General features: G+C 55.1%; 24 protein-coding genes. 5 read left to right on the top strand and 19 right to left on the bottom strand.

Annotated features, from left to right (window positions below):
- Positions 1-472 precede the first annotated feature (472 nt).
- The 10 genes from nth to blr form a co-directional block, all read right to left on the bottom strand.
- The gene (gene nth, locus OGX80_RS08555; RefSeq protein WP_049008478.1) at positions 473-1,108 is read right to left on the bottom strand and encodes an endonuclease III; all 636 of its coding nucleotides are present in this window, start codon (positions 1,106-1,108) and stop codon (positions 473-475) included.
- The gene (locus OGX80_RS08550) at positions 1,108-1,800 is read right to left on the bottom strand and encodes an electron transport complex subunit E (protein WP_012132516.1); all 693 of its coding nucleotides are present in this window, start codon (positions 1,798-1,800) and stop codon (positions 1,108-1,110) included. Before OGX80_RS08550 ends, nth begins: the two co-directional genes overlap by 1 nt.
- 3 nt (positions 1,801-1,803) lie before the next feature.
- On the bottom strand, positions 1,804-2,424 hold the full coding sequence (gene rsxG / locus OGX80_RS08545) for an electron transport complex subunit RsxG (protein WP_012132515.1): 621 nt from the start codon (positions 2,422-2,424) through the stop codon (positions 1,804-1,806).
- Positions 2,425-2,433: 9 nt separating this feature from the next.
- Entirely contained in the window at positions 2,434-3,486 is a 1,053-nt protein-coding gene (rsxD, locus tag OGX80_RS08540; protein ID WP_012132514.1) for an electron transport complex subunit RsxD, read from the bottom strand.
- Complete coding sequence (gene rsxC, locus OGX80_RS08535) at positions 3,487-5,505, bottom strand: electron transport complex subunit RsxC (RefSeq protein WP_286471166.1); 2,019 nt, start codon at positions 5,503-5,505, stop codon at positions 3,487-3,489. It lies immediately after the preceding gene.
- Positions 5,498-6,076, bottom strand: coding sequence for an electron transport complex subunit RsxB (gene rsxB / locus OGX80_RS08530; protein WP_012132512.1), 579 nt, complete (start codon positions 6,074-6,076; stop codon positions 5,498-5,500). The genes rsxC and rsxB overlap by 8 nt, the downstream gene beginning before the upstream one ends.
- A complete protein-coding gene (gene rsxA, locus OGX80_RS08525; protein ID WP_005121199.1) occupies positions 6,076-6,657 on the bottom strand; it encodes an electron transport complex subunit RsxA in 582 nt (193 codons plus the stop codon). The genes rsxB and rsxA overlap by 1 nt, the downstream gene beginning before the upstream one ends.
- 76 nt (positions 6,658-6,733) lie before the next feature.
- On the bottom strand, positions 6,734-7,174 hold the full coding sequence (locus OGX80_RS08520; protein WP_012132511.1) for a DUF2569 domain-containing protein: 441 nt from the start codon (positions 7,172-7,174) through the stop codon (positions 6,734-6,736).
- A gap of 89 nt (positions 7,175-7,263) precedes the next feature.
- Entirely contained in the window at positions 7,264-7,479 is a 216-nt protein-coding gene (gene ydgT, locus OGX80_RS08515) for a transcription modulator YdgT (protein ID WP_115181676.1), read from the bottom strand.
- 306 nt (positions 7,480-7,785) lie between these two features.
- The gene (gene blr / locus OGX80_RS08510; protein ID WP_048902389.1) at positions 7,786-7,911 is read right to left on the bottom strand and encodes a division septum protein Blr; all 126 of its coding nucleotides are present in this window, start codon (positions 7,909-7,911) and stop codon (positions 7,786-7,788) included.
- 245 nt (positions 7,912-8,156) lie between these two features.
- Between blr and OGX80_RS08505 the strand changes: the two genes are divergently transcribed.
- On the top strand, positions 8,157-9,197 hold the full coding sequence (locus OGX80_RS08505; RefSeq protein ID WP_024130359.1) for an oxidoreductase: 1,041 nt from the start codon (positions 8,157-8,159) through the stop codon (positions 9,195-9,197).
- Positions 9,198-9,572: 375 nt separating this feature from the next.
- Here the strand turns inward: OGX80_RS08505 and add are convergent, their stop codons facing one another.
- The 3 genes from add to malX all read right to left on the bottom strand — a co-directional run bounded on the left by add (position 9,573) and on the right by malX (position 13,450).
- Positions 9,573-10,574, bottom strand: a complete 1,002-nt coding sequence (gene add / locus OGX80_RS08500) for an adenosine deaminase (protein WP_115181674.1) — start codon at positions 10,572-10,574, stop codon at positions 9,573-9,575.
- A 100-nt stretch (positions 10,575-10,674) separates the two neighbouring features.
- On the bottom strand, positions 10,675-11,847 hold the full coding sequence (locus OGX80_RS08495; protein WP_115181673.1) for a MalY/PatB family protein: 1,173 nt from the start codon (positions 11,845-11,847) through the stop codon (positions 10,675-10,677).
- A gap of 10 nt (positions 11,848-11,857) precedes the next feature.
- Positions 11,858-13,450, bottom strand: coding sequence for a maltose/glucose-specific PTS transporter subunit IIBC (malX, locus tag OGX80_RS08490; RefSeq protein ID WP_012132501.1), 1,593 nt, complete (start codon positions 13,448-13,450; stop codon positions 11,858-11,860).
- Between the two features lie 176 nt (positions 13,451-13,626).
- Between malX and OGX80_RS08485 the strand changes: the two genes are divergently transcribed.
- The gene (locus OGX80_RS08485; protein WP_115181672.1) at positions 13,627-14,655 is read left to right on the top strand and encodes a Mal regulon transcriptional regulator MalI; all 1,029 of its coding nucleotides are present in this window, start codon (positions 13,627-13,629) and stop codon (positions 14,653-14,655) included.
- A gap of 70 nt (positions 14,656-14,725) precedes the next feature.
- Here OGX80_RS08485 and OGX80_RS08480 read toward each other — a convergent pair whose 3' ends face one another.
- The gene (locus tag OGX80_RS08480) at positions 14,726-16,234 is read right to left on the bottom strand and encodes a YdgA family protein (protein ID WP_115181671.1); all 1,509 of its coding nucleotides are present in this window, start codon (positions 16,232-16,234) and stop codon (positions 14,726-14,728) included.
- 102 nt (positions 16,235-16,336) lie between these two features.
- Positions 16,337-17,512 (bottom strand): mannose-6-phosphate isomerase, encoded by a 1,176-nt coding sequence (manA, locus tag OGX80_RS08475; RefSeq protein WP_115181670.1) that lies wholly within the window; start codon positions 17,510-17,512, stop codon positions 16,337-16,339.
- A 261-nt stretch (positions 17,513-17,773) separates the two neighbouring features.
- Between manA and fumB the strand changes: the two genes are divergently transcribed.
- Together fumB and fumC are read left to right on the top strand one after the other, a co-directional pair.
- Positions 17,774-19,420 (top strand): class I fumarate hydratase, encoded by a 1,647-nt coding sequence (gene fumB, locus OGX80_RS08470; protein WP_115181669.1) that lies wholly within the window; start codon positions 17,774-17,776, stop codon positions 19,418-19,420.
- Between the two features lie 159 nt (positions 19,421-19,579).
- Positions 19,580-20,983 carry a class II fumarate hydratase gene (gene fumC, locus OGX80_RS08465; RefSeq protein WP_115181668.1) on the top strand — a complete coding sequence of 468 codons (1,404 nt, stop codon included), beginning with the start codon at positions 19,580-19,582 and terminating at the stop codon, positions 20,981-20,983.
- Here the strand turns inward: fumC and tus are convergent.
- From tus to rstA, 3 genes are all read right to left on the bottom strand, one after another.
- Positions 20,980-21,909, bottom strand: coding sequence for a DNA replication terminus site-binding protein (gene tus, locus OGX80_RS08460; RefSeq protein WP_115181667.1), 930 nt, complete (start codon positions 21,907-21,909; stop codon positions 20,980-20,982). The genes fumC and tus overlap by 4 nt on opposite strands.
- 97 nt (positions 21,910-22,006) lie before the next feature.
- Positions 22,007-23,308, bottom strand: a complete 1,302-nt coding sequence (rstB, locus tag OGX80_RS08455; protein WP_114848514.1) for a two-component system sensor histidine kinase RstB — start codon at positions 23,306-23,308, stop codon at positions 22,007-22,009.
- 12 nt (positions 23,309-23,320) lie between these two features.
- A complete protein-coding gene (gene rstA, locus OGX80_RS08450) occupies positions 23,321-24,055 on the bottom strand; it encodes a two-component system response regulator RstA (protein WP_047463690.1) in 735 nt (244 codons plus the stop codon).
- A gap of 127 nt (positions 24,056-24,182) precedes the next feature.
- On the opposite strand from rstA, the gene OGX80_RS08445 reads away from it, so the two are divergent.
- Positions 24,183-24,518 (top strand): GlpM family protein, encoded by a 336-nt coding sequence (locus tag OGX80_RS08445; RefSeq protein ID WP_012132490.1) that lies wholly within the window; start codon positions 24,183-24,185, stop codon positions 24,516-24,518.
- Here the strand turns inward: OGX80_RS08445 and folM are convergent.
- Entirely contained in the window at positions 24,515-25,237 is a 723-nt protein-coding gene (gene folM, locus OGX80_RS08440; RefSeq protein WP_115181666.1) for a dihydromonapterin reductase, read from the bottom strand. The genes OGX80_RS08445 and folM overlap by 4 nt on opposite strands.
- Positions 25,238-25,246: the final 9 nt, after the last annotated feature.

Raw genomic sequence — 25,246 nt, 5'->3', positions numbered from 1 at the left:
TAATACTCTGTTACATATATCTTGCATGGTGGAATCATCGGGACTGAGAAATGTTATGTAGCGTTAAATTTCTTCATTTGTAAAATGGCAGTTTTTTACACTACAGGGAGGGGCGATAAAGCGGATGGTGGCGATATGTTCTGCTATTTTAGGTTTAAAGTAGTGATATAGGCCATTATCTGAAAAATAGCCAGTGTAATGTTTTGTATTGAAAAGGCATCATCAGGTCATCTGGTTGTAATTTTAACCGTATTTGATAAAAAATTTTACACGAAGTTATCAACGTGATCTGGATCACGTATAGATAGAAATTTCAGTTTCTAAAAAAACGATTAACCTGGTGAAGTGTTAAATCAAAAGAACATTGCATTAAGAAAGCGAAGCGGGCCGGTATCATAGTCGGGTAAACAGGTGAGCCGAAGTGGATAACAAATTGTTATGCGTCGGGGCGTACGGCGTCGCCCCTGGCGCATCAGATATCGACTTTCTCTTTGTATTCGCAAAGATCTTCAATAATGCAGGAGCCGCAGCGTGGTTTACGGGCAATGCAGGTGTAGCGGCCATGCAGAATTAACCAGTGGTGGCAATCGACTTTAAATTCCGCTGGAACGACCTTGAGCAGTTTTTCTTCCACCTGCTCGACGTTTTTACCGGGGGCGAACTGTGTCCGGTTACAGACGCGGAAAATATGCGTATCGACGGCGATAGTTGGCCAGCCAAATGCGGTATTGAGCACCACGTTGGCTGTTTTACGCCCGACGCCGGGCAGCGCTTCCAGAGCCGCCCGATCCTCTGGAACCTCGCCATTGTGCAGTTCAAGCAACATCCGGCAGGTCTTAATCACATTCTCCGCTTTGCTGTTGAACAGGCCGATAGTCTTGATATACGACTTTACGCCCTCGACGCCAAGCTCCAGCATGGCCGCCGGGGTATTGGCGACGGGATAAAGCTTTGCGGTCGCTTTATTCACGCTGACGTCCGTGGCCTGTGCTGACAGCAATACGGCGATGAGTAACTCAAACGGCGAGGTGAAATTTAACTCCGTTGTGGGGTGCGGATTGTTGTCACGCAGGCGCGTTAATATTTCCAGTCGTTTTGTTTTGTTCATCACACATTCCCTGTTTCACCTGACGGAAGCTCCGCGGCAACGGCTTCGGCGCGGCGTTTTTTCATTTTCTCGTCAATAAGGTACTTCACGGCCAGCATCAGCCCCAGGCCAATAAAAGCGCCGGGCGGCAGCATCGCCAGCAGGAAAGGCGAGTCGGTATGAAAAATCTCCACGCGCAGCACTTTCGCCCAGTCGCCCAGCAGACCGTCAGCGCCATCAAACAACGTGCCATTGCCGATGATTTCACGCATGGAGCCGAGGACAAACATGGCGCCGGTCGCTCCCATGCCAATGGAAAAACCGTCCAGCGCGGACAGCGCCGGGCCTTTTTTCGCGGCAAAAGCCTCTGCGCGCCCCACAACGATGCAGTTGGTCACAATCAGCGGAATGAAGATCCCCAGCGACTGATACAAACCGAAGGCATAAGCGTTGATTAGCATCTGTACTGCACTGACCACGGACGCGATGATCATTACGTAGATTGGGATGCGGATTTCCGCTGGCGTCCAGCGGCGCAGGGCGGAAATTGTCAGGTTGGTCAGCGTCAACACCAGCGTGGTGGCGAGGCCGAGGCCTAATGCGTTCGTGGCGGTGGAGGTCACTGCCAGTAGCGGGCACATACCAAGCAGCTGTACAAGCGCTGAGTTGTTTTTCCACAAGCCCTGAACGATAACGTCTTTAATTTCGCTCATGGTTTATTCTCCACAGGCGGTAAGTTGAGGAAGTTGCGCCGGTAAGGTCTGCGCGTACAGGCCCGCACGTTTCACCGCGTTGACCACTGCCCGAGGGGTAATGGTTGCGCCGGTAAACTGGTCAAAATCACCGCCGTCTTTTTTCACGGCCCAGTGAGCATCGTTCTCAGCGCCGATCGTCTTCCCGCTGAAGTGGGTGATCCAGTCGGATAAGCGCAGCTCAATTTTATCGCCCAGGCCAGGCGTCTCATGATGTTCTGTCACGCGTGTACCCAGCACTGTACCGCTGAAATCAGCGCCAACCAGGAGCTGTATGGCGCCAGAATAGCCGTCCGGCGCCGTGGCTTCAAGAATGGCGGCGACGGGCTTATCGTCCTGACGGGCGATATAGATGCGGTGCGTACCTTTGCCCAGCGCCGGAGCATTCACCAGAAAGCAGCTGTCCTGCAAGGTATTATTGTAGCGATCGGCAGGCAGAACCTGATCAAATAACGCTTTTTGCTGGAGAACCGCCTGCTCGGCAATCGTCGATTTAGTGACCAGGTTAATGGCCGCCGTCAGTCCCGTCGAGCCTGCGGCAAACAGCGCCAGCGTGATACCGTGTTTACGAATCGTTTTCAGCATGGGGTGTCCTTAGCGATGCCCGTAGACGCGAGGTCGGGTGTAGTAATCAATCAAAGGCACCGTGATATTCGCCAACAGTACGGCGAACGCCACACCGTCCGGGTATCCCCCGAAACTGCGAATCAACCACACTAACAAACCCGCCAGCGCGCCAAAAATCAGACGACCACGATTGGTTGTCGAGGCGGTGACAGGATCGGTCAGAATAAAGAACGCGCCCAGCATTGTCGCGCCAGAGAGCAGATGCAACTGCGGAGACGCCAGTGAATCCCCGGCGAATGCCCATCCCAGAGTGGAGCAGACAGCCAGCGTCACTAAAAAGCTGACCGGAATGTGCCAGCGGATCGCTTTTTGCCAGAGCAGCCACACGCCGCCAATAAGCCAGGCGATGTTTACCCACTGCCAGCCCGCACCGGCCAGCATGCCGCTGTAGATGGGGTACTGCATAATCTGTTCAACAGCGTGCCCGGCATGTAACGAGGTTTTGAACGTATCGAGCGGCGTAGCCTGGCTGATGCCGTCAATGCCCATGCGTAACGTATTCATGTCGCCACCGCTGGCGGTGTGTCCGGTGAAGATGACCTGCAACGCATCCAGAAGGCCTGGCGCCGTTGCGGCGATGTCATGCGGCGGGAGCCAGCTTGTCATCTGTACCGGGAATGAAATCAACAGAACGACATAACCAATCATCGCTGGGTTGAATGGGTTTTGCCCCAGACCGCCGTAAAGCTGCTTGGCGATAATGACGGCAAATACGGTGCCCAATACCACCATCCACCACGGGGCGAGAGGCGGTATGCTCACAGCGAGCAGTAAACCGGTCAGCAATGCTGAATTGTCTTTTAAGATAGCGGCGATCGGCTGTTTACGCAGTTGAAGCACGGCGGCTTCTGCGGCCAGCGCGCTGACTGCGGCCAGTATAATCTGGAACAATGTGCCCCAACCGAAAAACCATAGCTGGGTGGCAATCCCCGGCAGCGCGGCGATTAACACCAGCATCATGATACGCGATGTCTGGCGCTGGTTATGGGTATAAGGCGAGCTTGCGATTCTGAATACCATTTATTCCTCGTTAACAACCTGCTGCTGTGCTGCTTTTTTTGCCTGAACGCGGGCAATCGCCGCTGCGACGGCGGCTTTACGCGGGTCGACCGGTTCGGCGGGTTCCGCAGCGGCCTGCTGTTCCTGCTTACGCGCTTTGGCGCGGGCAATTGCTGCTTCGACAGCGGCTTTGCGCGGGTCGACCGGTTCGGCGGGTTCCGCAGCGGCCTGCTGTTCCTGCTTACGCGCTTTGGCGCGGGCGATTGCCGCTTCGACGGCAGCTTTACGCGGGTCGACCGGTTCGGTAGGTTCCGCAGCGGCCTGCTGTTCCTGCTTGCGCGCTTTGGCGCGGGCGATTGCCGCTTCGACAGCGGCTTTGCGCGGGTCGACCGGCTCGGCGGGTTCCGCAGCGGCGTTCTCCGCCTGTCTGGCGCGCGCCTGCGCTTTACGCGCTTCACGGGCAGCAATAACCGCGCTGTTATCCGGCTTCTCTCCCGCGTTGATGACAACAGGCTGAGTCGCCTGTGCCTGTTTCTCTTTTACGCGCGCCAGCGCTGCGGCGATGGCATCCTGATCTTTTGCCGCAGGTTGTGCGGCCGCATTTTTATGGCGCTCAAGGCGTGCGGCTTTCTCACGCTCCAGTCGCGCCTGTCTGGCCTCAAAACGCGCTTTCGCTTCAGCCGCGCGTTTTTCTTCTTGCGCGATCGCGTAAATCTCCGCTTTTTCCTGACGGAAATACTGCACAAGCGGAATGCTGCTGGGGCATACCCAGGCGCAAGCGCCGCACTCAATGCAGTCGGCAATGTTATGCGCGGTGGCTTTATCGTGCTGTTGGCCTTTGCTGAACCAGTACAACTGCTGGGGCAACAAATCGGCGGGACAGGCATCGGCACAGGCGCTACAGCGGATACAACCTTGCTCTTCCGGCGTTTCGCCCATTTCCGTAGCGGAAGGCGCGAGAAGGCAGTTAGTGATCTTCACAACGGGAACATCAAGCCAGGGCAGGGTAAAGCCCATCAGCGGGCCGCCCATAATCACCATTTGATCGGCTGAAGAACAGAAGCCCGCATCATTAAGCAGGTGGCTGACAGGCGTCCCCAGCCTGGCCCAGACGTTACCGGGACGGCTGACGGACTCTCCGGTCAAGGTCACAACGCGCTCGGTGATCGGTTCCCCGTCAATCACTGCGCGTTTGACGGCATAAGCCGTACCAACGTTTTGCATCAGCACGCCGATATCAGAAGAGCGGCCACCGTGCGGAACCTGTTTCCCGGTCAGGATCTGGGTAAGTTGTTTTGCGCCGCCGGAAGGGTATTTCGTTGGGATAACGCGTAACGCGATATCATGCGCATCGGCCAGAACGGCACGCAGCATTGAAATGGCCTGCGGCTTGTTATCTTCGATGCCTATCAGGACCTCACGCGGTTGCAGAATATGGGCAAGGATACGGATGCCTTCCACCACCTGCGCGGCGCAATCCTGCATTAAGCGGTCATCAGCGGTGATATAGGGTTCACACTCCGCCGCGTTGATGATCAGTGTTTCAATCTTATCGCCGCCGCCCTGTAATTTGACGCCGGTCGGGAACCCCGCGCCGCCGAGCCCGGCAACGCCGAACTGGTGAATCCGGGTAATTAGCTCTCCGCAGCTGCGGCGCTGATAATCCGCCCAACCGTCGCGTTCGATCCAGCGATCTTCGCCATCGGCATCAATCATCACGCTAAGCTCAGCCAGGGCTGACGGGTGCGCGGTAGAGTGGGGCGCAATCGCGATAACCTTCCCGGACGTCGGCGCATGGACGGGCAGCATGCGGCCGCGACCTCGGGTCAGCGGCTGGCCTCGCAGGACGCGATCGCCCACGTTAACGCACAGCTCTCCCTCAGCGCCAATATGCTGCTTAAGAGGAATGATAAAGCGCGGCGCCAGTGGAACCTGTCGCAGAGGCGTACCGTTTGACTGGGTTTTCATTTCCGGCGGATGAATGCCGCCATCGAAATCCCAGATTTTATCTTTTCTGAATGCAGAGAATAACTTAAGCATGTTGTTCCACGGGAATGATACGAACGGGGATGGTGTTCAAATCCCACTTCCAACTGTCAGGTGTTTCCGCTACCGGGCGTAATTCAATGCATTGCGTCGGGCACGGGTCAACGCACAGATTACAGCCAGTGCAGAGATCGCTCATGACCGTATGCATCGCGCGCGTGGCGCCCACAATGGCATCCACCGGGCATGCCTGAATACATTTAGTGCAGCCGATGCAATTGTTTTCATCAATGACCGCCAGCATACGCACTGGCGCAACTTCTTGTTCATCACCATCGATAGGTTGCGGATCGACGTTCAGTAACGTTGCGATTTTCAACATCACCGCTTCGCCGCCCGGCGCACAGCGGTTAATTTTTTCACCCTGACTACCGATGGCTTCAGCATAAGGGCGGCAGCCAGGATAGCCGCACTGCCCACACTGGCTCTGCGGTAAAATTTCGTCGATTTTTTCGACAACGGGATCGTCTTCCACGGCAAACCGGCGGGAGGCGTACCCCAGGATGGCGCCGAATGCCAGGCCCAGCAGGCTCACGGCGACTACGGCAATCCAGATAGCATTCATTACAACTTCACCAAACCACTAAAGCCCATAAAGGCCAGAGACATTAAACCTGCGGTAATCAGCGCAATCGCGTTACCGCGAAAAGGGGCAGGGACGTCTGCCACGGCGAGGCGCTCGCGAATCGCCGCGAACAGCACCATCACCAGAGAGAAGCCGACGGCGGCGGAAAAACCGTACAACGCCGACTGCAAAAAATTATGACCGAGGTTAATGTTCAACAGCGCCACGCCAAGCACCGCGCAGTTGGTGGTGATGAGCGGCAGGAAGATCCCCAGCAGACGGTACAATGCCGGACTGGTTTTACGCACCACCATCTCAGTAAATTGCACTACCACCGCGATGACCAGAATAAACGCCAGCGTTCGCAGGTAGATGAGATCGAGCGGAATCAAAATCCAGGTGTCAATCAGCCAGGCGCAGATAGACGCCAGCGTCATCACAAACGTGGTGGCGAGCCCCATACCCATTGCGGTTTCCAGCTTTTTGGAAACCCCCATAAACGGGCAGAGACCCAGAAACTTGACCAGTACAAAGTTATTGACCAGTACAGTTCCGACAAAGAGCAGCAGGTAATCAGTCATTTTTCGGCCTGAAATAAAAAAGCCGCCTATTATCTGTCAATCTACAGCAGGCGACAACAGGTTAACTGTAAGGGTATTACGGGTTCACAAACGTTGCTTTAACGCGCGCCGAGCGTTTGAAATAGGGTACGATCAGCGCGGCCGCCAGTAACGGGAACAACAGCTGGCGAACCGCAAACGCGTCTGAGACTGGCGAAAAGGCAAAGGCTTTAATTGCCAGCAAGACCGACACCAGCAGCCAGATAATATAATGTTTAGGCACGCAGTGGCGGCGCTTGAAGAAGGCGATGGTCAACCATAAGGTGTAATACCACATTGCGATGGCGGTAATAAACGAAACGCCCCACAACAACAGGTTGCCGGTACTTTGCTCACTGAGCATATGGAATGTCTGCGGCGTAGCCAGCGCAGTAGCATAGAGCAATAACGCGAGCGAGGCGCTCAGCAACGCGACTAACAGCCAGGCCAGTGGGCCAAGCAACCAGCCCCCGATGCGTTGTGCCGGTGTTGTGGTCATATCTTCTCCAGATTTGCCAGCGCGAACAGGCAGACTATTTCATTTTGGGGCCAGTATTATAAAGCTTTTAACGCCGATCGCTACTTTCTTTATTGTACGTAATGCCAGACTGATTTTGGCACCTGACCGACATCATACAGACGACCGCCCGAGACCAGCTCCGCGCGACGATGATCTGCTGCGCGATACATATTGATGATCTCCCGATCGTCAGAGAGGGTGTAGTTAAGGTGATCAAACAGTTTTTCCAGGCTCTCAAGCGAACTGATTTTGCGGAATTTTAATAAATAATCCAGAACTGTCATAAATAGCGATCCATATTAAACAAATAACACCAACGGAGTAGTGAATATAAAAATAAACAAAACGACACCGAAAAGAATAATCGGCGCGCAAGGGTAAATAAGCGTATTCTTACGTGTCATGAATCAGGCGAGCAGAGCACCTGCCGGAAGGGTAACGCGCTTCATGACAACTGGCAATAAGCGTGCGGCCAGCAGACGGCATATTTCGCTTTTTTTGCCGCTTTTCATCTTTTCCTGATTTTTCTGGCTGTAAACCGAAACCATTTCTGACGATATGCCGCTATGCCGCAACTGGCCAGGACACGCTTATTTTTTCTGAACGGAGGCCGTCGGTTCAGGGGGCTGGTAATTATCGATATGGCTGGCGACGCCTAAGAGGATCACTGAGACAACGAGAACAATCCAACCGGTTAATTCAATAAGGCGATTCATTACTGACGACATTTTTTTGCTTTGATTTATCCATAAACACAGGATGCAAATGTTACTCATCAATAAATAAGACGGCAAGGGTGTCGGGAACGATTTCAGCGACTTTTTCGCAGCAGGAGAGCCCAAAGTCACTGGTGTTTGACTTAAGTTAAGCAACAACCTTTATAACCTGGCGGTTATTAAACTATTGTGAGTGGTTAAGGGATAGTGTGAAATGACTCCGTTCTGACATGAGAGGCAAAGACATGAGTGACAACATCCGGGTAGGGCTAATTGGTTATGGTTATGCCAGCAAGACTTTCCATGCGCCCTTAATCGTGGGGACGCCGGGTCTGGAACTGGCGGCGGTTTCCAGTAGTGATGAAACAAAAGTGAAGGCGGACTGGCCTTCTGTGGCGGTTGTCTCAGAGCCTAAGCATCTTTTTAACGATCCGAATATCGACCTTATCGTCATTCCTACGCCCAACGACACCCATTTTCCGCTGGCGAAAGCCGCGCTTGAAGCGGGAAAACATGTGGTTGTGGATAAACCCTTTACCGTGACACTGTCACAAGCCCGTGAGCTCGACGCCCTGGCGCGCAGCCTGGGACGCGTGCTTTCTGTGTTCCATAACCGCCGTTGGGACAGTGATTTCCTGACGCTGAAAGGATTACTGGCCGATGGCGTTCTGGGGGAAGTGGCTTACTTTGAATCCCATTTCGACCGTTTCCGCCCGCAGGTCCGCGATCGCTGGCGCGAACAGGGCGGCCCTGGCAGCGGTATCTGGTACGATCTGGCGCCGCATCTGCTGGATCAGGCGATCAATCTGTTCGGTTTGCCGGTCAGCATGACGGTGGATCTGGCGCAGCTTCGTCCTGGCGCGCAGTCGACGGATTATTTCCACGCGATATTATCCTACCCGCAGCGTCGGGTGATTCTGCACGGTACGATGCTGGCGGCGGCAGAATCAGCACGTTATATCGTGCATGGCTCGCGCGGCAGTTACGTGAAATATGGCCTCGATCCACAAGAGGAGCGGTTGAAAAACGGTGAGCGACTGCCGCAGGAAGACTGGGGTTACGACATGCGTGACGGCGTGTTGACGCGCGTGGAAGGCGAAGACCGTGTGGAAGAGACCTGGTTGACGGTGCCGGGTAATTATCCGGCTTATTATGCGGGCATCCGTGACGCGCTGAATGGCAACGGTGAAAACCCGGTTCCGGCGAGCCAGGCGATCCAGATTATGGAGTTGATTGAGCTGGGGATTGAATCAGCGAAGCATCGCTCTACGCTGTGCCTCGCGTGATAACGGTATACTCTTCTGGCGCCGGGTGTTGCCGGATGGCGGCGTAAACGCCTTATCCGGCCTACGGTTGAGTAGTTGTAGGCCTGATAAGCGCAGCGCCATCAGGCGCCGGGTGTTGCCGGACGGCGGCGTAAACGTCTTATCCGGCCTACAGTTGTGCAGTTGCAGGCCTGATAAGCGCAGCGCCATCAGGCGTAGGTGTTGCCGGATGGCGGCGTAAACGTCTTATCCGGCCTACGGTTGTGCAGTTGTAGGCCTGATAAGCGCAGCGCCATCAGGCGTAGGTGTTGCCGGATGGCGGCGTAAACGCCTTATCCGGCCTACGGTTGTGTCGTTACAGGCCTGATAAGCGCAGCGCCATCAGGCGTTGCGTGCTTAAACCGCAGCGACTTTCTCACGCAATGCGCGTTTTTCCGCTTCGCTTAAAAACGCCATTTCCAGACCATTGATCTGCGCCTGACGAATCTGCTCGCGGGTTAATCCTGCCGCCGGCGCCGCTACCGTGTATTCGTGAATAATATCCACACCCTGTACCGCGGGATCATCCGTATTCAAACTTGCCAGCACGCCATGCTCAAGGAACGTTTTCAGCGGATGCGCAGCCAGCGAGGCAACGGTGCTGGTCTGGATATTAGACGTCAGACAGGATTCGATACCGATTTGCTGTTCGACCAGAAAATCCATCAGCGCGCGATCTTCCACGGCCTTCACGCCATGACCGATACGCTCGGCACCCAGTTCGCGAATGGCCTGCCAGATGCTCTCCGGTCCCGCTGCTTCGCCAGCATGTACGGTAATATGCCAGCCCGCATCACGCGCGCGGTTAAAGTGAGAGAGGAACAGACTGCCCGGGAAGCCAAGTTCATCGCCCGCTAAGTCAAGCGCGGTAATATGATCGCGGTGCGCCAGCAGCGCTTCCAGTTCCTGCTGACAGGCAGCCTCGCCGAAAGTACGGCTCATGATGCCGATCAGACGAGCTTCAACGCCAAAAGTCTGGCACCCTTCACGTACGCCAGCGATGACCGCTTCGACCACGCCTGCCACAGGCAACTGGTGCGTCATCGCCATATAACCCGGAGAAAAACGCAGTTCGACATAATGCAGGCCGTTGCGGGCGGCATCTTCAATATTTTCAAAGGCCACGCGACGACAGGCATCCAGCGACGCCAGAACTTTAACGCCCCAGTCGAGCTTTGCCAGAAAACTGACCAGGTCAGGCTCCGTTGAGGTGATCTGCACATGCGGAATGAGCGCGTCAAGCGTTTGTGCCGGAAGGGCTAAATTGAACTGGCGGCCAAGATCAAGAATAGTTTGGGCACGAATGTTGCCATCAAGGTGGCGATGAACGTCAGTTAACGGAAGGGAAGTATCAATCATGGTCGCACTCTTTTTTAATATAAAAGTGCTCGCCATTATAAAAATAAAACAGGCGTAAAATCTATGTTGCGCAATAAATAATTTTATTGCGCAATCATTGTCAGCGTATAGCGCGGATCGCGTTGATCAGGCTGTTAACGCCTTTTTCGAGTTTCGAACGTGGACAACCGGCATTTAGACGAACAAACCCGCGACCTTCTTCGCCATAAGTATACCCGGGCATGATGGCCACTTTCTGCTGATGAATCAGCGCATCCTGTAAGGCGTGGTCGTCAATATTCAGTGCGCGCAGATCAATCCAGGCCAGATAGGTCGATTGCGGAACCTGCCAGTTTAGCGTCGGGAACGCGGTGTTTAACGCATGCGCGATATAATTCAGGTTATCAGCAAGATACTCGCGCAGGGCATCCAGCCACGGCGCGCCCTGTTGATAAGCGGCAATGTGCGCGCTAAGCGCCAGAACGGCGGGTGACGACAGCCCGTCACGCCCCTTCAATACGCTGAGGTAACGATTGCGGCTTTCCTCATCGCCGATGAGCCCGTAGGCGCCGGTCAGCGCCGGAATGTTGAAGCTTTTTGACCCGGAGGTCAGCAGCGCCCAACGACCACGCGCCACATTGCTCCAGGGGATATGCGGCTGCGCGCCCCATACCATATCCATGTGGATTTCATCGGAGATGACCCGCACGCCGTGACGATGGCATAGCTCAGCCATCGTCTCCAGTTCATTGCGCGTCCATACCTTTCCGGTAGGGTTCTGCGGGCTGCACAGCAGGAGAATTTTACTCTCTGGCCGGGCGAGCACCGCTTCCAGCGCGGCCATATCGCAGTGCCAGCCGTCCGCGTTTTTCTGTAGCGCAACCGGCATAACGGTACGCTGGTTGCCTTCGATGGCGTTATAGAACGCATCGTAAGCGGGGGTGTGAATCACCACCCCTTCACCGACGGATGACCACTGGCGGATCAGCTCCGATACCATGTAGATCACGGAGGGGCCGTACACGATCGACTGCGGGTCGACCGTGGAGTGATGACGGGTTGCGAACCAGTGGGCGATCGCCCCTAAAAACTCATCGTTTTTCCAGCGGCTGTAACCCAGCACGCCGTGCGCCAGACGTTGGTTGATGGCCTCCAGGATGCACGGCGCGGTAGCGAAATCCATATCCGAGATCGTAAACGGGAGCAGGTCAGGGGCGCCAAAGCGATCGGCGACATAATCCCACTGCGTACACCACGTACCGTGACGATCCACCACCTTTGAAAAATCGAACATATCGTTGTCCTTATGCCTCAACCGTGTTCATCAGACCTGCCATTTCATCCTTAACGGACTGTACCTGAGGGCCAATAACCACCTGTAAGTTATGTTGATTCAGCTGTACTACGCCGATAGCGCGATTGTCCTTCAGCGCCTGTACATTCACAAGCGACATATCCTTCACCGACAGGCGCAGACGGGTAATGCAGTTATCCAGGCTGACAATATTTTCACTGCCGCCAAGCGCGGCCAGAATCGCCGGGACGTTATAGCCTGATTTCCCTGGCGCGCCCGCCATGACTTTTTCAATATTGCTGGCGATTTCGGTATCGCGGCCCGGCGTTTTCAGATTAAAGCGCGTAATGGCGAAACGGAAGATGACGTAGTACACCGCGAACCAGATGGCGGCGACCACCGGAACCAGATACCACTTGGTTGACAGACCGTGCAGGATCCCGAATACCACAAAGTCGATGATGTTGCCGTCGGTGTTGCCGATGGTGACGCCGAGGATCGCCATGATGGTGAATCCCAGACCTGTCAGCAGGGCGTGAATCACATACAGCACAGGCGCGACGAACAGGAACAGGAATTCCAGCGGCTCTGTGGTACCGCCAACGACACAGGCGATAAGGCCAGAAATCAGCAGCCCCTTAATTTTGTGACGATTTTCAGGACGCGCGCAGTGGTACATCGCCAACGCAGCGCCCGGCAAGCCGCCGAGGAAGGCAGGCATTTTACCCTGAGACAGGAAGCGGGTCGCACTTTCAGAGAAGCCGTGCGTTGTCGGGCAGCTCAGCTGCGCCTGGAAAATGGTCAACGCGCCGCTCACGCTATGGCCGCAGACTTCCTGCGTACCACCCGCTTCGGTAAAGCGAATTAACGCGACCAGAATGTGGTGCAGGCCGAACGGCAGCAGCAGGCGCTCACCCGTACCAAAGATCATCGGACCGAAATCACCCGCGCTATTGATAATGTGGCCCAGACCGCTGATGCCCATTGCAAAAACAGGCCATACCAGCGGAATGACCAGCCCGACCAGTCCCATCACTACGGAAGAGACGATCGGCACGAAACGCGTACCGCCAAAGAAAGCCAGCGCATCGGGCAGACGAATATTGTGGAAACGCTCATGCAGCATCCAGACAACGATACCGGCGATCACCGCCCCCAGAATCCCCGTGTCGATAGACTGAATCCCGAGGATATTCTGTACGTTATTGGCTTTCAGAATGGCGGCGTCAGTCGTCGGCAGAATGCCTTTCGCCGTTAACCAGAAGTTCACGGCAAGGTTCATTACGGCGTAACCGACGAAACCGGCAAACGCGGCGACGCCTTTGTTTTCACGCGCCAGACCGAGCGGAATCGCGATACAAAACATCACCGGGAGGAAGCTAAAAGCGAACGAGCCGACTTTACTCATCCAGGTAAAGATGGCCTGTAGCACCGGGTTGCCCAGCGCCGGGAGCAGGGTGACGACATCGTGGCTGCTTAACGAGCTGCCGATCCCCAGCATGATCCCGCAGAAAGAGAGCAGCGCCACGGGCAGCATAAACGTTTTACCCAACTGCTGGAAAAATTCCCATAATGTTATTTTTGGTGTTGTCTTCGTCGTCATCTAACGACTCCTCGTGAAAAAGAAGGCTGTGGTCAATTATTTGAACGAGAAGATAAAACGTTTTACCTAATTTTAGTGCGGCGTAAATCACATTATCGAACGATAATAAAGCGTATAAATATAAGTGATTGATAAAACGTTTTATCTGTCACGTTATCAGGGAGCTTTCTTTTTTCATGGCTATAGCCAAAAAAACCACCATCCATGATGTCGCGTTGGCGGCTGGCGTTTCCGTCAGTACCGTCTCATTAGTGCTCAGTGGCAAAGGGCGGATTTCGTCAGCCACCGGCGAGCGGGTTAACGCGGCGATTGAACAGTTGGGCTTTGTGCGTAACCGCCAGGCATCGGCGCTTCGCGGTGGGCAGAGCGGCGTCATTGGGCTGATTGTGCGCGATCTGTCTGCGCCTTTTTATGCGGAACTCACGGCCGGGTTGACAGAGGCGCTGGAAGCGCAGGGGCGCATGGTCTTTTTGTTGCACGGCGGTCAGGATGGCGAACAGCTGAGTCAGCGTTTCGCTATGCTCCTTAATCAGGGTGTGGATGGCGTGGTGATCGCCGGAGCGGCGGGTAACAGCGATGCGCTCCGGGAACGGGCAGAAGAAAAAGGGATTCCGGTGGTGTTTGCCTCGCGCGCCAGTTATCTGGAAGAGGTGGATACTGTCCGGCCGGATAACATGCAGGCGGCGCAGCTACTGACGGAACATCTGATTCGCCTTGGGCATCAGCGGATCGCGTGGCTGGGAGGGCAAAGCTCCTCATTAACGCGCGCGGAGCGCGTCGGCGGCTATTGCGCGACGCTGCTGAAGTTTGGGTTGCCTTTTCACAGCGACTGGGTGCTGGAGTGCACATCCAGCCAGAAGCAGGCCGCCGAAGCCATTACCGCATTACTGCGGCATAACCCGACCATCAGCGCAGTGGTGTGCTACAACGAAACCATTGCGATGGGAGCATGGTTTGGCCTGATGAAAGCGGGGCGGCAGAGTGGTGAAATTGGCGTTGATCGCTATTTTGAACAACAGATCTCGCTGGCGGCGTTTGCTGATGTGGCGGAAAACGCGCTGGACGATCTGCCGATCATCTGGGCCAGCATGCCAGCCCGCGAAATTGGCTATACCCTTGCGGAGCGCATCCTGCAACGGATTGGTCATGAAGAGAGCCATTCGCGCAGCCAGACCATTTCCGCTCGTCTGGTGACGCAAAAATAGCGTGGCGGGACAGGTGTTTGAATGGCGGCCCGACGGGAAAATCCCGCCGGGCGCGGGACGTACAGAAAACTTACTGCTGAGGAATCGCCGGAGCGTCCGGCACGGAGAGCGCAGGCATACCAAACATGCCGACAAACTCTTCCAGCGTCATTTTTTGCCCGTTGAGCGTTACCTGACCATTAGCATACTGTAGGTTGGTGGCAATGGTATTATCCTGCAACGTGGTGATGCGGAACATTTGCCCCATCGCGGCTAACCCTTTGACTTGTTGATTCGCCAGCTTATCGGCATCTTCCTGCTGATAACCTTCCAGTCTGGCGACCTGGGTCATAAACTCAACGGCCATATCCATCGGGATCGTCAGCTTCGCATCGAGAGATTTAACGGAACGATCCACTTCCTGAGTCAGCGTTTGCGGTTCTTCAGTGGTCGCGGCCGGATCTTTCAGGAACAAGGAGAGGTTCAGCGCGGTCTCGCCTTTAGCGTTTTTCCAGCTTAACGGCGCGACGGTAATCACCGGTTCGCCCTTCATCAGCAGCGGCAGGGCGCCAAAGAACGCTTCGGTCACTTTCTCCTGATAAAGTTCAGGATTTTGCACCACCTCGGGTTGCGTCATCAGCGCCTGAGTCTGAGCGTTATACTGGCGGCTAAACTGGTGCCAGGCTTCACCATCGATCTGTCCCACTTTCAGCGTCAGCTTGCCGCTACCCAGATCCTGATTCTGCACTTTAAGGCTGTTCAGCGAGTAATCCAGCTGGCTATTGATGGTTTTGCCGTCGTTGACGAGATCGGACTTACCGTCGATCACCATGCCTTCCAGCACGGCCATCTCTTTACCTTCTACCGATACCGTCATTTTTTCCAGCGACAGCGTCTGGTTGCCAATACGCTCGCCGAAGCTGGCCAGGGTGCTGGAACCGTCGGTTTTCAGGTTATTAAAAGTAATCTGGACTTTCTGGTTATATTCGTTGACGGCATCCACCAGGCCGCTTTGCGCTTCGCCTGACAGTGAAACAACATTGCCGTCTTTATCGGCATTCAGTTGAAATTCCCCGCCGCTAAAGGCGACTTTTTCACCGTTATTTTCATAATTCAACGGCTTGAGGGAGATATCTGAGCGGGTATCGCCGCCATAACCAATCCGGGAATTAATCTCGACCGGCGTCTCGCCCTTTGCGATATCAAACAACGGTCTGGTGACGTCGTTGTTGGCCAGGGTCGTCTTCACTGAGGCCATCGCAGGGATAAGGTTGAACGATTTCAACTGTGCGAACGGGAAAGGGCCATGATCCACCGCTTCGTTCAGTACGACGCTTTGTCCTGGCTTCAGCCAGGGGTTTTCCTTGCCTTCGACAGGCTTCGCCACCAGCTGTAACTGGCTGCTGAAAATGCCGCGCTGGTAGTTTTGATAGCTCAGCTCAATGGCGGCTTCAGGCGCCGTGCGTTTAAGCTGCTCATTTGCCTGATTCACCATCTGTGCGAGATGCGTTTCCAGTTTTTTCCCGGTGTACCAGGCCCCGCCTGTCCAGACCACGCCCAGGGCGACGATCACACCTGTAGCTACCAGCGATTTTTTCATATCGATTATCCATAAAAATGAAACCAGGCGGATTAAACCGCCTGGAGAAGTTGTGAGCCTTTAACTAGCTTAGCAAGAGTTGTTAAAAAATTCAGTATGTTGCTACAGCTTGTTGTAAACCCTGGCCAAACGGCCCACGCCGCTGGCGTTGACCGGAGACTCATCAGCGCCGATAAACGCGGATTCACCGGGTTTCAGCACCAGACGCTGCTCGCCCTTGCTCAGCACCGCTTCGCCTTCCACGCAGAACAGAATGGCGGCGCTCTGCTGGCTGATGGCCGTTTCCTGAGCGGAGAGGTCATGCAGCGAAAACGCGAAATCTTCCACCGGAATCGGGAAGTCCAGTTCCGCACCGTGTTTTACCGGCGTTGTCAGCAGCTGATCGGCTGGTTTGGCAACGAATTTGACGTTCGCGACCAGCTCAGGAATGTCGATATATTTCGGCGTCAGCCCGGCGCGCAGGACGTTATCGGAGTTCGCCATCACTTCCAGCGCCACACCCTGCAAATAGGCATGAGGCGTTTCGGCAAACAGGAACATGGCTTCGCCAGGGTTCAGCTTGACCACGTTCAGCAGCAGTGGAGAGAAAAGGCCGCTGTCATCCGGGTAAAATTCGGATATGACGCGGATCGTCTGCCACGGTTCACCCTGTTGGTTGTTCAGCGCCGCTTTCAGCACCGCCAGCGCGCGGGATTTTTCATCGCCCTGCATATTGAGCAGGCTGGCGAACAGTTGGCTCAGGCGTTCGGCATTCGGCTCTTGCAGGAAGTGGGCAATGGCGGTATGCGCGCCGGAAACAGGTTGCAGCAGGGAGACAATCTCAGAGAACTCGCGGAATGCGTTCATCGCCAGGAAAGGCGTCAGGGCAAAGACCAGTTCAGGCTTGTGGTTCGGATCTTTATAGTTACGCTCGGCGGCATCCATCGGAATACCGGCCGCATTCTCTTTCGCGAAACCAATTTCTGAGTTGTGTTTATTCGGATGAACCTGGATGGAAAGCGGCTGCGCGGCACACAGCACTTTAAACAGGAAGGGCAGCTCGCCAAAACGTTTTGCGACAGATTCGCCCAGCAGTGTGGCTTTATCGTGCTCAATCACGTCGCGTAACGAGACGGCTTTCCCGTCAGCGCCTTCAATTCGGGAGCTGCTCTTGGGATGGGCGCCCATCCAGAGCTCGGCCATTGGCTGCTGAGACGGATTCGCGATGCCGTAGAGTTCCGTTAACGCAGTTTTACTACCCCATGCATAGTTTTGCACTGAGTTGATGAGTTTTTGCATTATCAAGCCCTGTTTCAATATGGAAATTAATTCGCGTATTAAACCAAGAAACCCGCGGGAAGTAACCTCTGCGCGCAAAAAGTCGTACTTGTCTCAGTTTTTGTTAAAAAATTGTGTAGGATAGTGTAACTCGCTTTTTACACCCTGACGCATTCGGGTTGCAGGACAATAACATGTCTGCCGCTGGAGGCGTGACGGGTAAGCAGGGCAATGGAACATCTGCCCAGAGAATAACCAGACCGAGCAGTAAGTGAGAGAACAATGTCGAACAAACCCTTCCATTATCAGGCTCCTTTTCCCCTCAAAAAGGACGATACCGAATATTACCTGCTGACCAGTGAACACGTTTCCGTTGCCGAATTTGAAGGGCAGGAAGTGCTTAAGGTCGCTCCTGAAGCGCTGACGCTGATGGCGCGTCAGGCATTCCACGATGCTTCCTTTATGCTGCGCCCTGCGCATCAACAGCAGGTCGCTGATATCCTGCGCGACCCGGACGCCAGCGAAAACGATAAATATGTCGCGCTGCAATTCCTGCGCAATTCGGACATTGCCGCAAAAGGGATTTTACCAACCTGCCAGGACACCGGTACGGCCATTATCGTTGGTAAAAAAGGCCAGCGCGTCTGGACCGGCGGCGGTGATGAGGCTGCGCTGGCGCACGGCGTTTATAACACTTACATCGAAGATAACCTGCGCTATTCGCAAAATGCCCCGCTGGATATGTATAAAGAGGTCAATACCGGCACCAACCTGCCCGCGCAGATTGATCTCTACAGCGTTGATGGCGATGAATACAAATTCCTGTGTATCGCCAAAGGCGGCGGTTCCGCCAACAAAACCTATCTGTATCAGGAAACCAAAGCGCTGCTGACTCCGGGCAAACTGAAAAATTACCTGGTCGATAAAATGCGCACACTGGGGACGGCGGCCTGTCCTCCGTATCACATCGCCTTCGTGATCGGCGGGACGTCGGCGGAAGCAACGCTGAAAACGGTTAAGCTGGCCTCCGCAAAATACTATGACGAACTGCCGACGGAAGGGAACGAACACGGTCAGGCATTCCGCGACGTGGAGCTGGAAAAAGAGTTGCTGACGGAAGCGCAGAATCTCGGGTTAGGCGCTCAGTTCGGCGGTAAATATTTTGCCCATGATATCCGCGTCATTCGTTTACCGCGTCACGGCGCGTCCTGTCCGGTCGGGATGGGCGTCTCCTGCTCTGCGGATCGCAACATTAAAGCGAAGATCAACCGCAAAGGTATCTGGATCGAGAAACTGGAACATAATCCGGGTAAATATATTCCTGAAGAATTGCGCCAGGCAGGCGAAGGCGAGGCGGTTCGCGTTGACCTCAACCAGCCAATGAAAGCGATCCTGCAACAGTTGTCGCAGTATCCGGTTTCGACTCGTCTGTCGCTGAACGGGACGATTATTGTGGGGCGTGATATCGCGCACGCCAAACTGAAAGAACGGATGGACCGTGGCGAAGGGTTGCCGCAGTATGTTAAAGATCATCCGATCTACTACGCGGGACCGGCAAAAACGCCTGAAGGATACGCGTCCGGTTCGCTGGGGCCAACGACCGCAGGACGTATGGACTCTTACGTCGATCAGCTTCAGTCGCAGGGCGGCAGTATGATTATGCTGGCCAAAGGCAACCGTAGCCAACAGGTGACCGATGCCTGCCATAAACACGGCGGCTTCTATCTGGGCAGCATTGGCGGGCCTGCCGCCGTGCTGGCGCAGGGCAGCATCAGGAGTCTGGAATGCGTGGAATACCCTGAACTGGGGATGGAAGCGATCTGGAAAATTGAAGTGGAAGATTTTCCGGCCTTTATCCTGGTGGATGACAAAGGCAATGATTTCTTCCAGCAAATTCAGACTTCGCAGTGCACGCGCTGCGTGAAGTAAGACAATAAAAAGGTACATTTGCAGGCCGGGTAAGGCGCTGTGCCGCCCGGCATTTCAGAAGCGCACAAAGCGCCATGCAGTATTTATGAAGCAATCAATACTTAATCCTGACAGGTGTGTGAGCATGTCCTCAACTTCATTGTTAACAAGGAGAAAGTAATGACGACGGTACGCTGCGAGAAAGATTCGATGGGCGGGATTGATGTTCCGGCAGATAAACTTTGGGGAGCGCAAACCCAACGATCGCTGGAGCATTTTCGTATCTCCACGGAGAAAATGCCCGTCTCGCTGATCCATGCGCTGGCGCTGACCAAGCGTGCGGCAGCCAAAGTTAACGAGGACTTAGGGCTGCTGTCGGCGGAAAAAGCCTCCGCCATTATGCAGGCGGCTGATGAAGTGCTGGCCGATAAACATCCCGACGAATTTCCGCTGGCGATCTGGCAGACCGGGTCGGGCACGCAAAGCAACATGAACATGAACGAAGTACTGGCGAACCGCGCGAGCGAACTGCTGGGCGGCGTTCGCGGCATGGAGCGCAAAGTTCACCCGAACGATGACGTCAATAAAAGCCAAAGTTCGAACGACGTTTTCCCGACCGCGATGCACGTTGCGGCGCTGCTGGCGCTACGCAAGCATCTCATCCCGCAGCTTAATGTCCTGACTGATACGCTGCGCAAAAAGTCCCATGCGTTTGCCGACATTGTGAAAATTGGCCGCACGCACTTGCAGGATGCGACGCCGCTGACGCTCGGTCAGGAAATTTCCGGCTGGGTGGCGATGCTGGAGCACAATCTCAAACATATTGAAAATAGCCTGCCGCATGTGGCGGAGCTGGCGTTGGGCGGCACGGCGGTGGGCACAGGGTTGAACACCCATCCTGAATATGCCCGCCGCGTGGCGGATGAGCTGGCGGTGATCACCTGCGCGCCATTTGTGACGGCGCCGAACAAGTTTGAAGCGCTGGCGACCTGTGATGCGCTGGTTCATGCGCACGGCGCGCTAAAAGGGCTGGCGGCGTCGCTGATGAAAATTGCCAATGACGTTCGCTGGCTGGCTTCTGGCCCTCGATGCGGCATTGGTGAAATTGCCATTCCTGAGAACGAGCCGGGCAGTTCGATTATGCCAGGCAAAGTGAACCCGACCCAGTGCGAGGCGCTGACCATGCTCTGCTGTCAGGTGATAGGCAACGATGTGGCTATCAATATGGGCGGGGCGTCGGGAAACTTTGAGCTTAACGTCTATCGCCCGATGGTTATCCATAATTTCCTGCAATCGGTACGCCTGCTGGCGGATGGGATGGAAAGCTTTAATGCGCACTGTGCGGTCGGTATTGAGCCAAACCGTGAGCGTATTAATCAACTGCTCAATGAATCGCTGATGCTGGTCACCGCGCTCAACACGCACATCGGCTATGACAAAGCGGCGGAGATCGCCAAAAAAGCGCACAAGGAAGGGCTGACCTTAAAAGCCTCCGCCCTGGCGCTGGGGTATCTCACTGAAGCCGAGTTTGATAGCTGGGTGCGCCCGGAACTGATGGTGGGCAGCATGAAGCCCGGCCGTTAATCCGCCACATACAGGTGCAACCGGGGGATGATAAGTCGCAACGGTTGCGCCTGAGGCTTAAAGCGGTGCTGAACATTGTCCGCATCGTAATTCAGTAGTTCGCCGATATCCGGCACGGTCATGCCTTTATCGGTATTGATCAGCGCGATAAGCGGCGTCGGGCAGGCGTGTTGAACCTGTTTCTGCTGCCCTTTGTACCAGACGCGGGCAATCGGCTGTACCTTCACCGGTCTTTTAATCTTCAGCCGCGCCTGTTGCGGCAGGGCGGCGATATCCTGATATTCGCGCTCCAGCCTGGCCTGCCACTCTTCGCGCGTCCAGGGATGCACGCTGCGCGGTGTGTTCAGGCTTTTCTCCAGTTGCGCCAGCACCTCATCCCGGCGCAGATTCTTAATAATGTGCTTGTTGGCCCAGCCAAAACGGAGGGTGGCGGGATTCTTGATCACCGTTAACGTGCGGTAGGCATTCAACGTGATAAGACCGGGCAGATGGCGATGCACCCACTCAAAACGTGCCGCTGACGGCAATCCTGATTCCACCGTCACAATACGCTCAAATGTCGTTTTTAACTGATTGATGTGCTGGATCTGGTTTTCCAGCGCGACCTGCGTGGCATCATCAACCTGATAGCACAATACGCCGGGCAGGCGAACCGCCGCTTTGCTGCTGCGATTTTCAGACTGTTGCTGAATAAACAGGTGGCGATAGTGGCGCAGCGCCAGCGATTCGGCCTCTTTTCCCAGATGCTGCTCCACCGCAATGGTCGCCAGAGGGTTGTGCTCCGCCTCTTTGGTTACTTCGGGAAGGGAGAAGACGCGGGCAATCAGCAGCGGTTGCTGTTCGAGATTTTCTGTCAGGGTTGCCAGCGCGTGTTCTGTCTGGCGAAAAGTACCATTCAGGCGTTCGACAAGATCGTAACGGGCCATATCACCACCATTTCAGTGTCGCAGAAAGAAGGATATTAGTTACAACATACTTACTGTATATCACATCATACCCGCCCTGACCATCGTGCGCTATGCGTCAGGCAGGGGGAAATTCGGGGATGTTGTGCCAGACGGGCCAGTTGAAGGTGAATCTGGCGCCGCCCAGTTCACTTTCGCGACAGTTTACCGTTCCGCCCATCGCCAGGGCGATGGAGCGCACGATGGCTAATCCCAGCCCGCAGCCTCCGGTAGCGCGGTCGCGGCTGGGATCGAGGCGCACAAAGGGTTCGAACACATGTTCGCGCGCGTCTGGCGCGATGCCGGGGCCGTCGTCTTCAACAATCAGGGTCGCCTGATTGCCGCTTAATAACAGGCTGGCCTGAACGGTGGAATGGGAATAACGCAGCGCGTTATTGAGCAGATTATCCAGCACACGCTCCATTAGCCGCATATCCAGCGCGCCGTAATCGCCAGGCGTAAGATGGCTGAGCCGCACCGTGCGTCCGGGGTTGACGCTCTGTACGTCTTCCAGGTGGCTCGCCAGCCACACGGGGAGGTCGGGAACGGTGAGCGTTAACGCAGTCTGCGGCCTGTCCAGCCGCGCATAGGTCAGTAACTCTTCGATTAACGCTTCCAGTTGGCCGATATCGCGATTCAGCGCCTGCGACTCCTGTGCGCTGAGATTTTCACTCATCTCCAGCCGGTAACGCAGACGCACCAGCGGTGTACGCAGTTCGTGGGCGATGCCGTCAATAAGCTGTTTTTTACTGGCGATCAGCGCGTTGATGTTATCTGCCATCTGGTTAAAGGCAATGCCGAGACGTTCAAAACTGGAACCGTTGTCAAAGTGAAGGCGCTCTGCGAGGTGCCCTTCGCCAAAACGCTGAGCGGCGGCCTCCAGGCGCAGCATCTCCTGCCAGTGCGGGCGCATCCAGATAAACACCGGAAAGGCGAGGGAGATGGCGATAAAGGCCATCAGCGCGATATCCAGTAGCCGCATCTGGTGAAGAAAATAGAGATAAGGAACTGGCCCGACGGCCAGCACGTAATGGCTGCGGGGGATGCGCTGGATAAACGTATACTGATCGTCCAGCGCGACGATGTCGCCTTCGCGCAGACGCTGTGTGGTAAGCGCGTCGAGTTTGTATTTATTGAGCGGCTCTACGCGCAAATCGAAAGAGAGATTAAGATCCATCTCTTTGAGGGTTTTCCCCCAGTCGCGCGGAGGGATCTCCCGCAATTCGCTGCGCATTAAATACAGCGAGCTTTTCATCAAATCATCCAGCGACTGTCTGCCTGCGCGTTCTGCGGTGAACTTATACACCAGCCCGACCAACAGGGTCATGACCAGAAAGCAGACAAACAGCAGCAGATAAAACTGAACGAACAGTTTTTTCATTGATGCACCCGGTTAATCACGCTGACTCTCTTCCCACGCATGGGGGGCAAACAGATACCCTTTGTTGCGAACCGTTTTGATTCGATAGGGCTCGGTGGCGTTATCCTGCAATTTCTTACGCAGCCTTGAGATAGCGACATCCACGCTGCGGTCCATGCCGTCGTAGCTGACGCCGCGCAAGTTTTTCAGCAGCGCGTCGCGATCCATAATCTGCCCGGCATGGGTTGCCAGTTCCCAGAGTAATTCGAAATCGGCGGTGGAAAGCGAAACCGGTTCGCCGGAGAGCGCGACTGAACGATTGACCGGGTCAATAATCAACGCGCCAAAACGCAGCGTTTTATGCGGGGTCATCGCCGTATCCTGAATGCCTTTTGCCTGCGCGCTGAGTTCATTCTGCCGTAAATGCAGGCGCAGACGGGCGAGGAGCACGGCAGGGGGCGTGGTTTTCAGGATGTAGTCACAGGCGCCCATTTCCAGCGCCAGGATGTGGTTCATGTCGCTGTCCAGTGAGGTCAGCAGGACAATCGGCCCTTGCCAGCGGCCTCGCAAATCGCGGCAAATGGTCATACCGTCTTTGCCCGGCAGCATGATATCCAGTAACACCAGCTCGGGTTGCGTGCGAAGGATCGTCTCTTCAGCCAGATCGCCGCGAGGTTCAATCAGCACCTCAATATCGTGTTTCGCCAGATAAGCGGCAATCAGCGAGCCAACTTCAGGGTCATCCTCAACAAATACGATGGTGTTCATAACGTTCATTACGCGGAGAAAACGCCAACATACACCGCCTCCGTTTTCCCTTCCATTAATCTTTTCTAAACGAGAGCGCTTCCGTTATGCTACAGCCTCAATGTTATTGATGTGTTAAGGCATCGAAATGGGACTCGTGATAAAAGCCGCACTGGGTGCGCTGGTGGTGGTATTGATTGGTTTGCTGGCAAAAACAAAAAATTACTATATCGCCGGATTAATTCCGCTTTTTCCGACATTTGCACTGATTGCCCACTATATTGTCGCCAGCGAGCGCGGAATTGACGCGTTACGCACGACCATTGTATTCAGTATGTGGTCGATCATCCCTTATTTTGTCTACCTCGCCACGCTTTGGTATTTCACCGGTTTTCTGCGTTTGCCCGTTGCGCTCGGCGGGGCGGTGGTGTGCTGGGGCCTGAGCGCATGGCTGCTGATATTTTGCTGGATCAAACTGCATTAACGCAGGTGCCGGCCGCCATCCACGGCGAAACTGCGGCCGGTAACGAAGCAACTGGTGAGAAGGTAATCCACCAGGTCGATTACCTCTTTCTCGCCGGGCGCTGTCTTCATCAGGGATTTATTGAGCGCCTGCTGACGGTACTCGGCGTCGTCGTTTTCGTTAAACAGGATCAGCGACGGGGCGATGGCGTTGACTTTCACTTCCGGGGCCAGTTTGCGGGCAAAGGAGCGGGTCATATTATCCAGCGCTGCTTTACTGGCGGCATAGGCGATGTGTTTGTCGCTGCCGCGTTCCACAACATAGTCCGTAAAATGGATGATATCGGTGGCCGCATGTCCGTGGCCGCGCAACAGTCTTTCCAGCGCATGGTTTAACAGATAGGGCGTATTGACGTGAATCTGCATCATGCATGCCAGCACGTCAGAGAGCGGGGTGCCAGGCGTCTCGGCCATCCAGGCGCTGGCGTTATGCAAAATAGCCCGCAGGCCTGGCGTATGGGTCTTTATCTTCTCAGCAAATGCCAGGACGCCGTCATCGGTGGAAAAATCGGCCTGAATGCACAGCGCGCCCGCTTGCGTCAGGCCGTCGATGGCCGGATAGTGCGTCCGGTAGCTGACAATCACCGGCTGTTTTTGATTGAGAAAGTGCCACGCGAGCGCGAGACCGATGCGGCGGCCTCCTCCCGTGATAAGGATGGGCAAGGGCTGGTTTTTACCCATTGTAGTCTC

The organism is Citrobacter sp. CK194, assembly GCF_030333395.1.
GTDB classification, from domain to species: domain Bacteria; phylum Pseudomonadota; class Gammaproteobacteria; order Enterobacterales; family Enterobacteriaceae; genus Citrobacter_B; species Citrobacter_B koseri.
The sequence above is the reverse complement of the archived record's forward strand: the minus strand, read 5'-3'. Positions and strand labels throughout refer to the sequence as shown.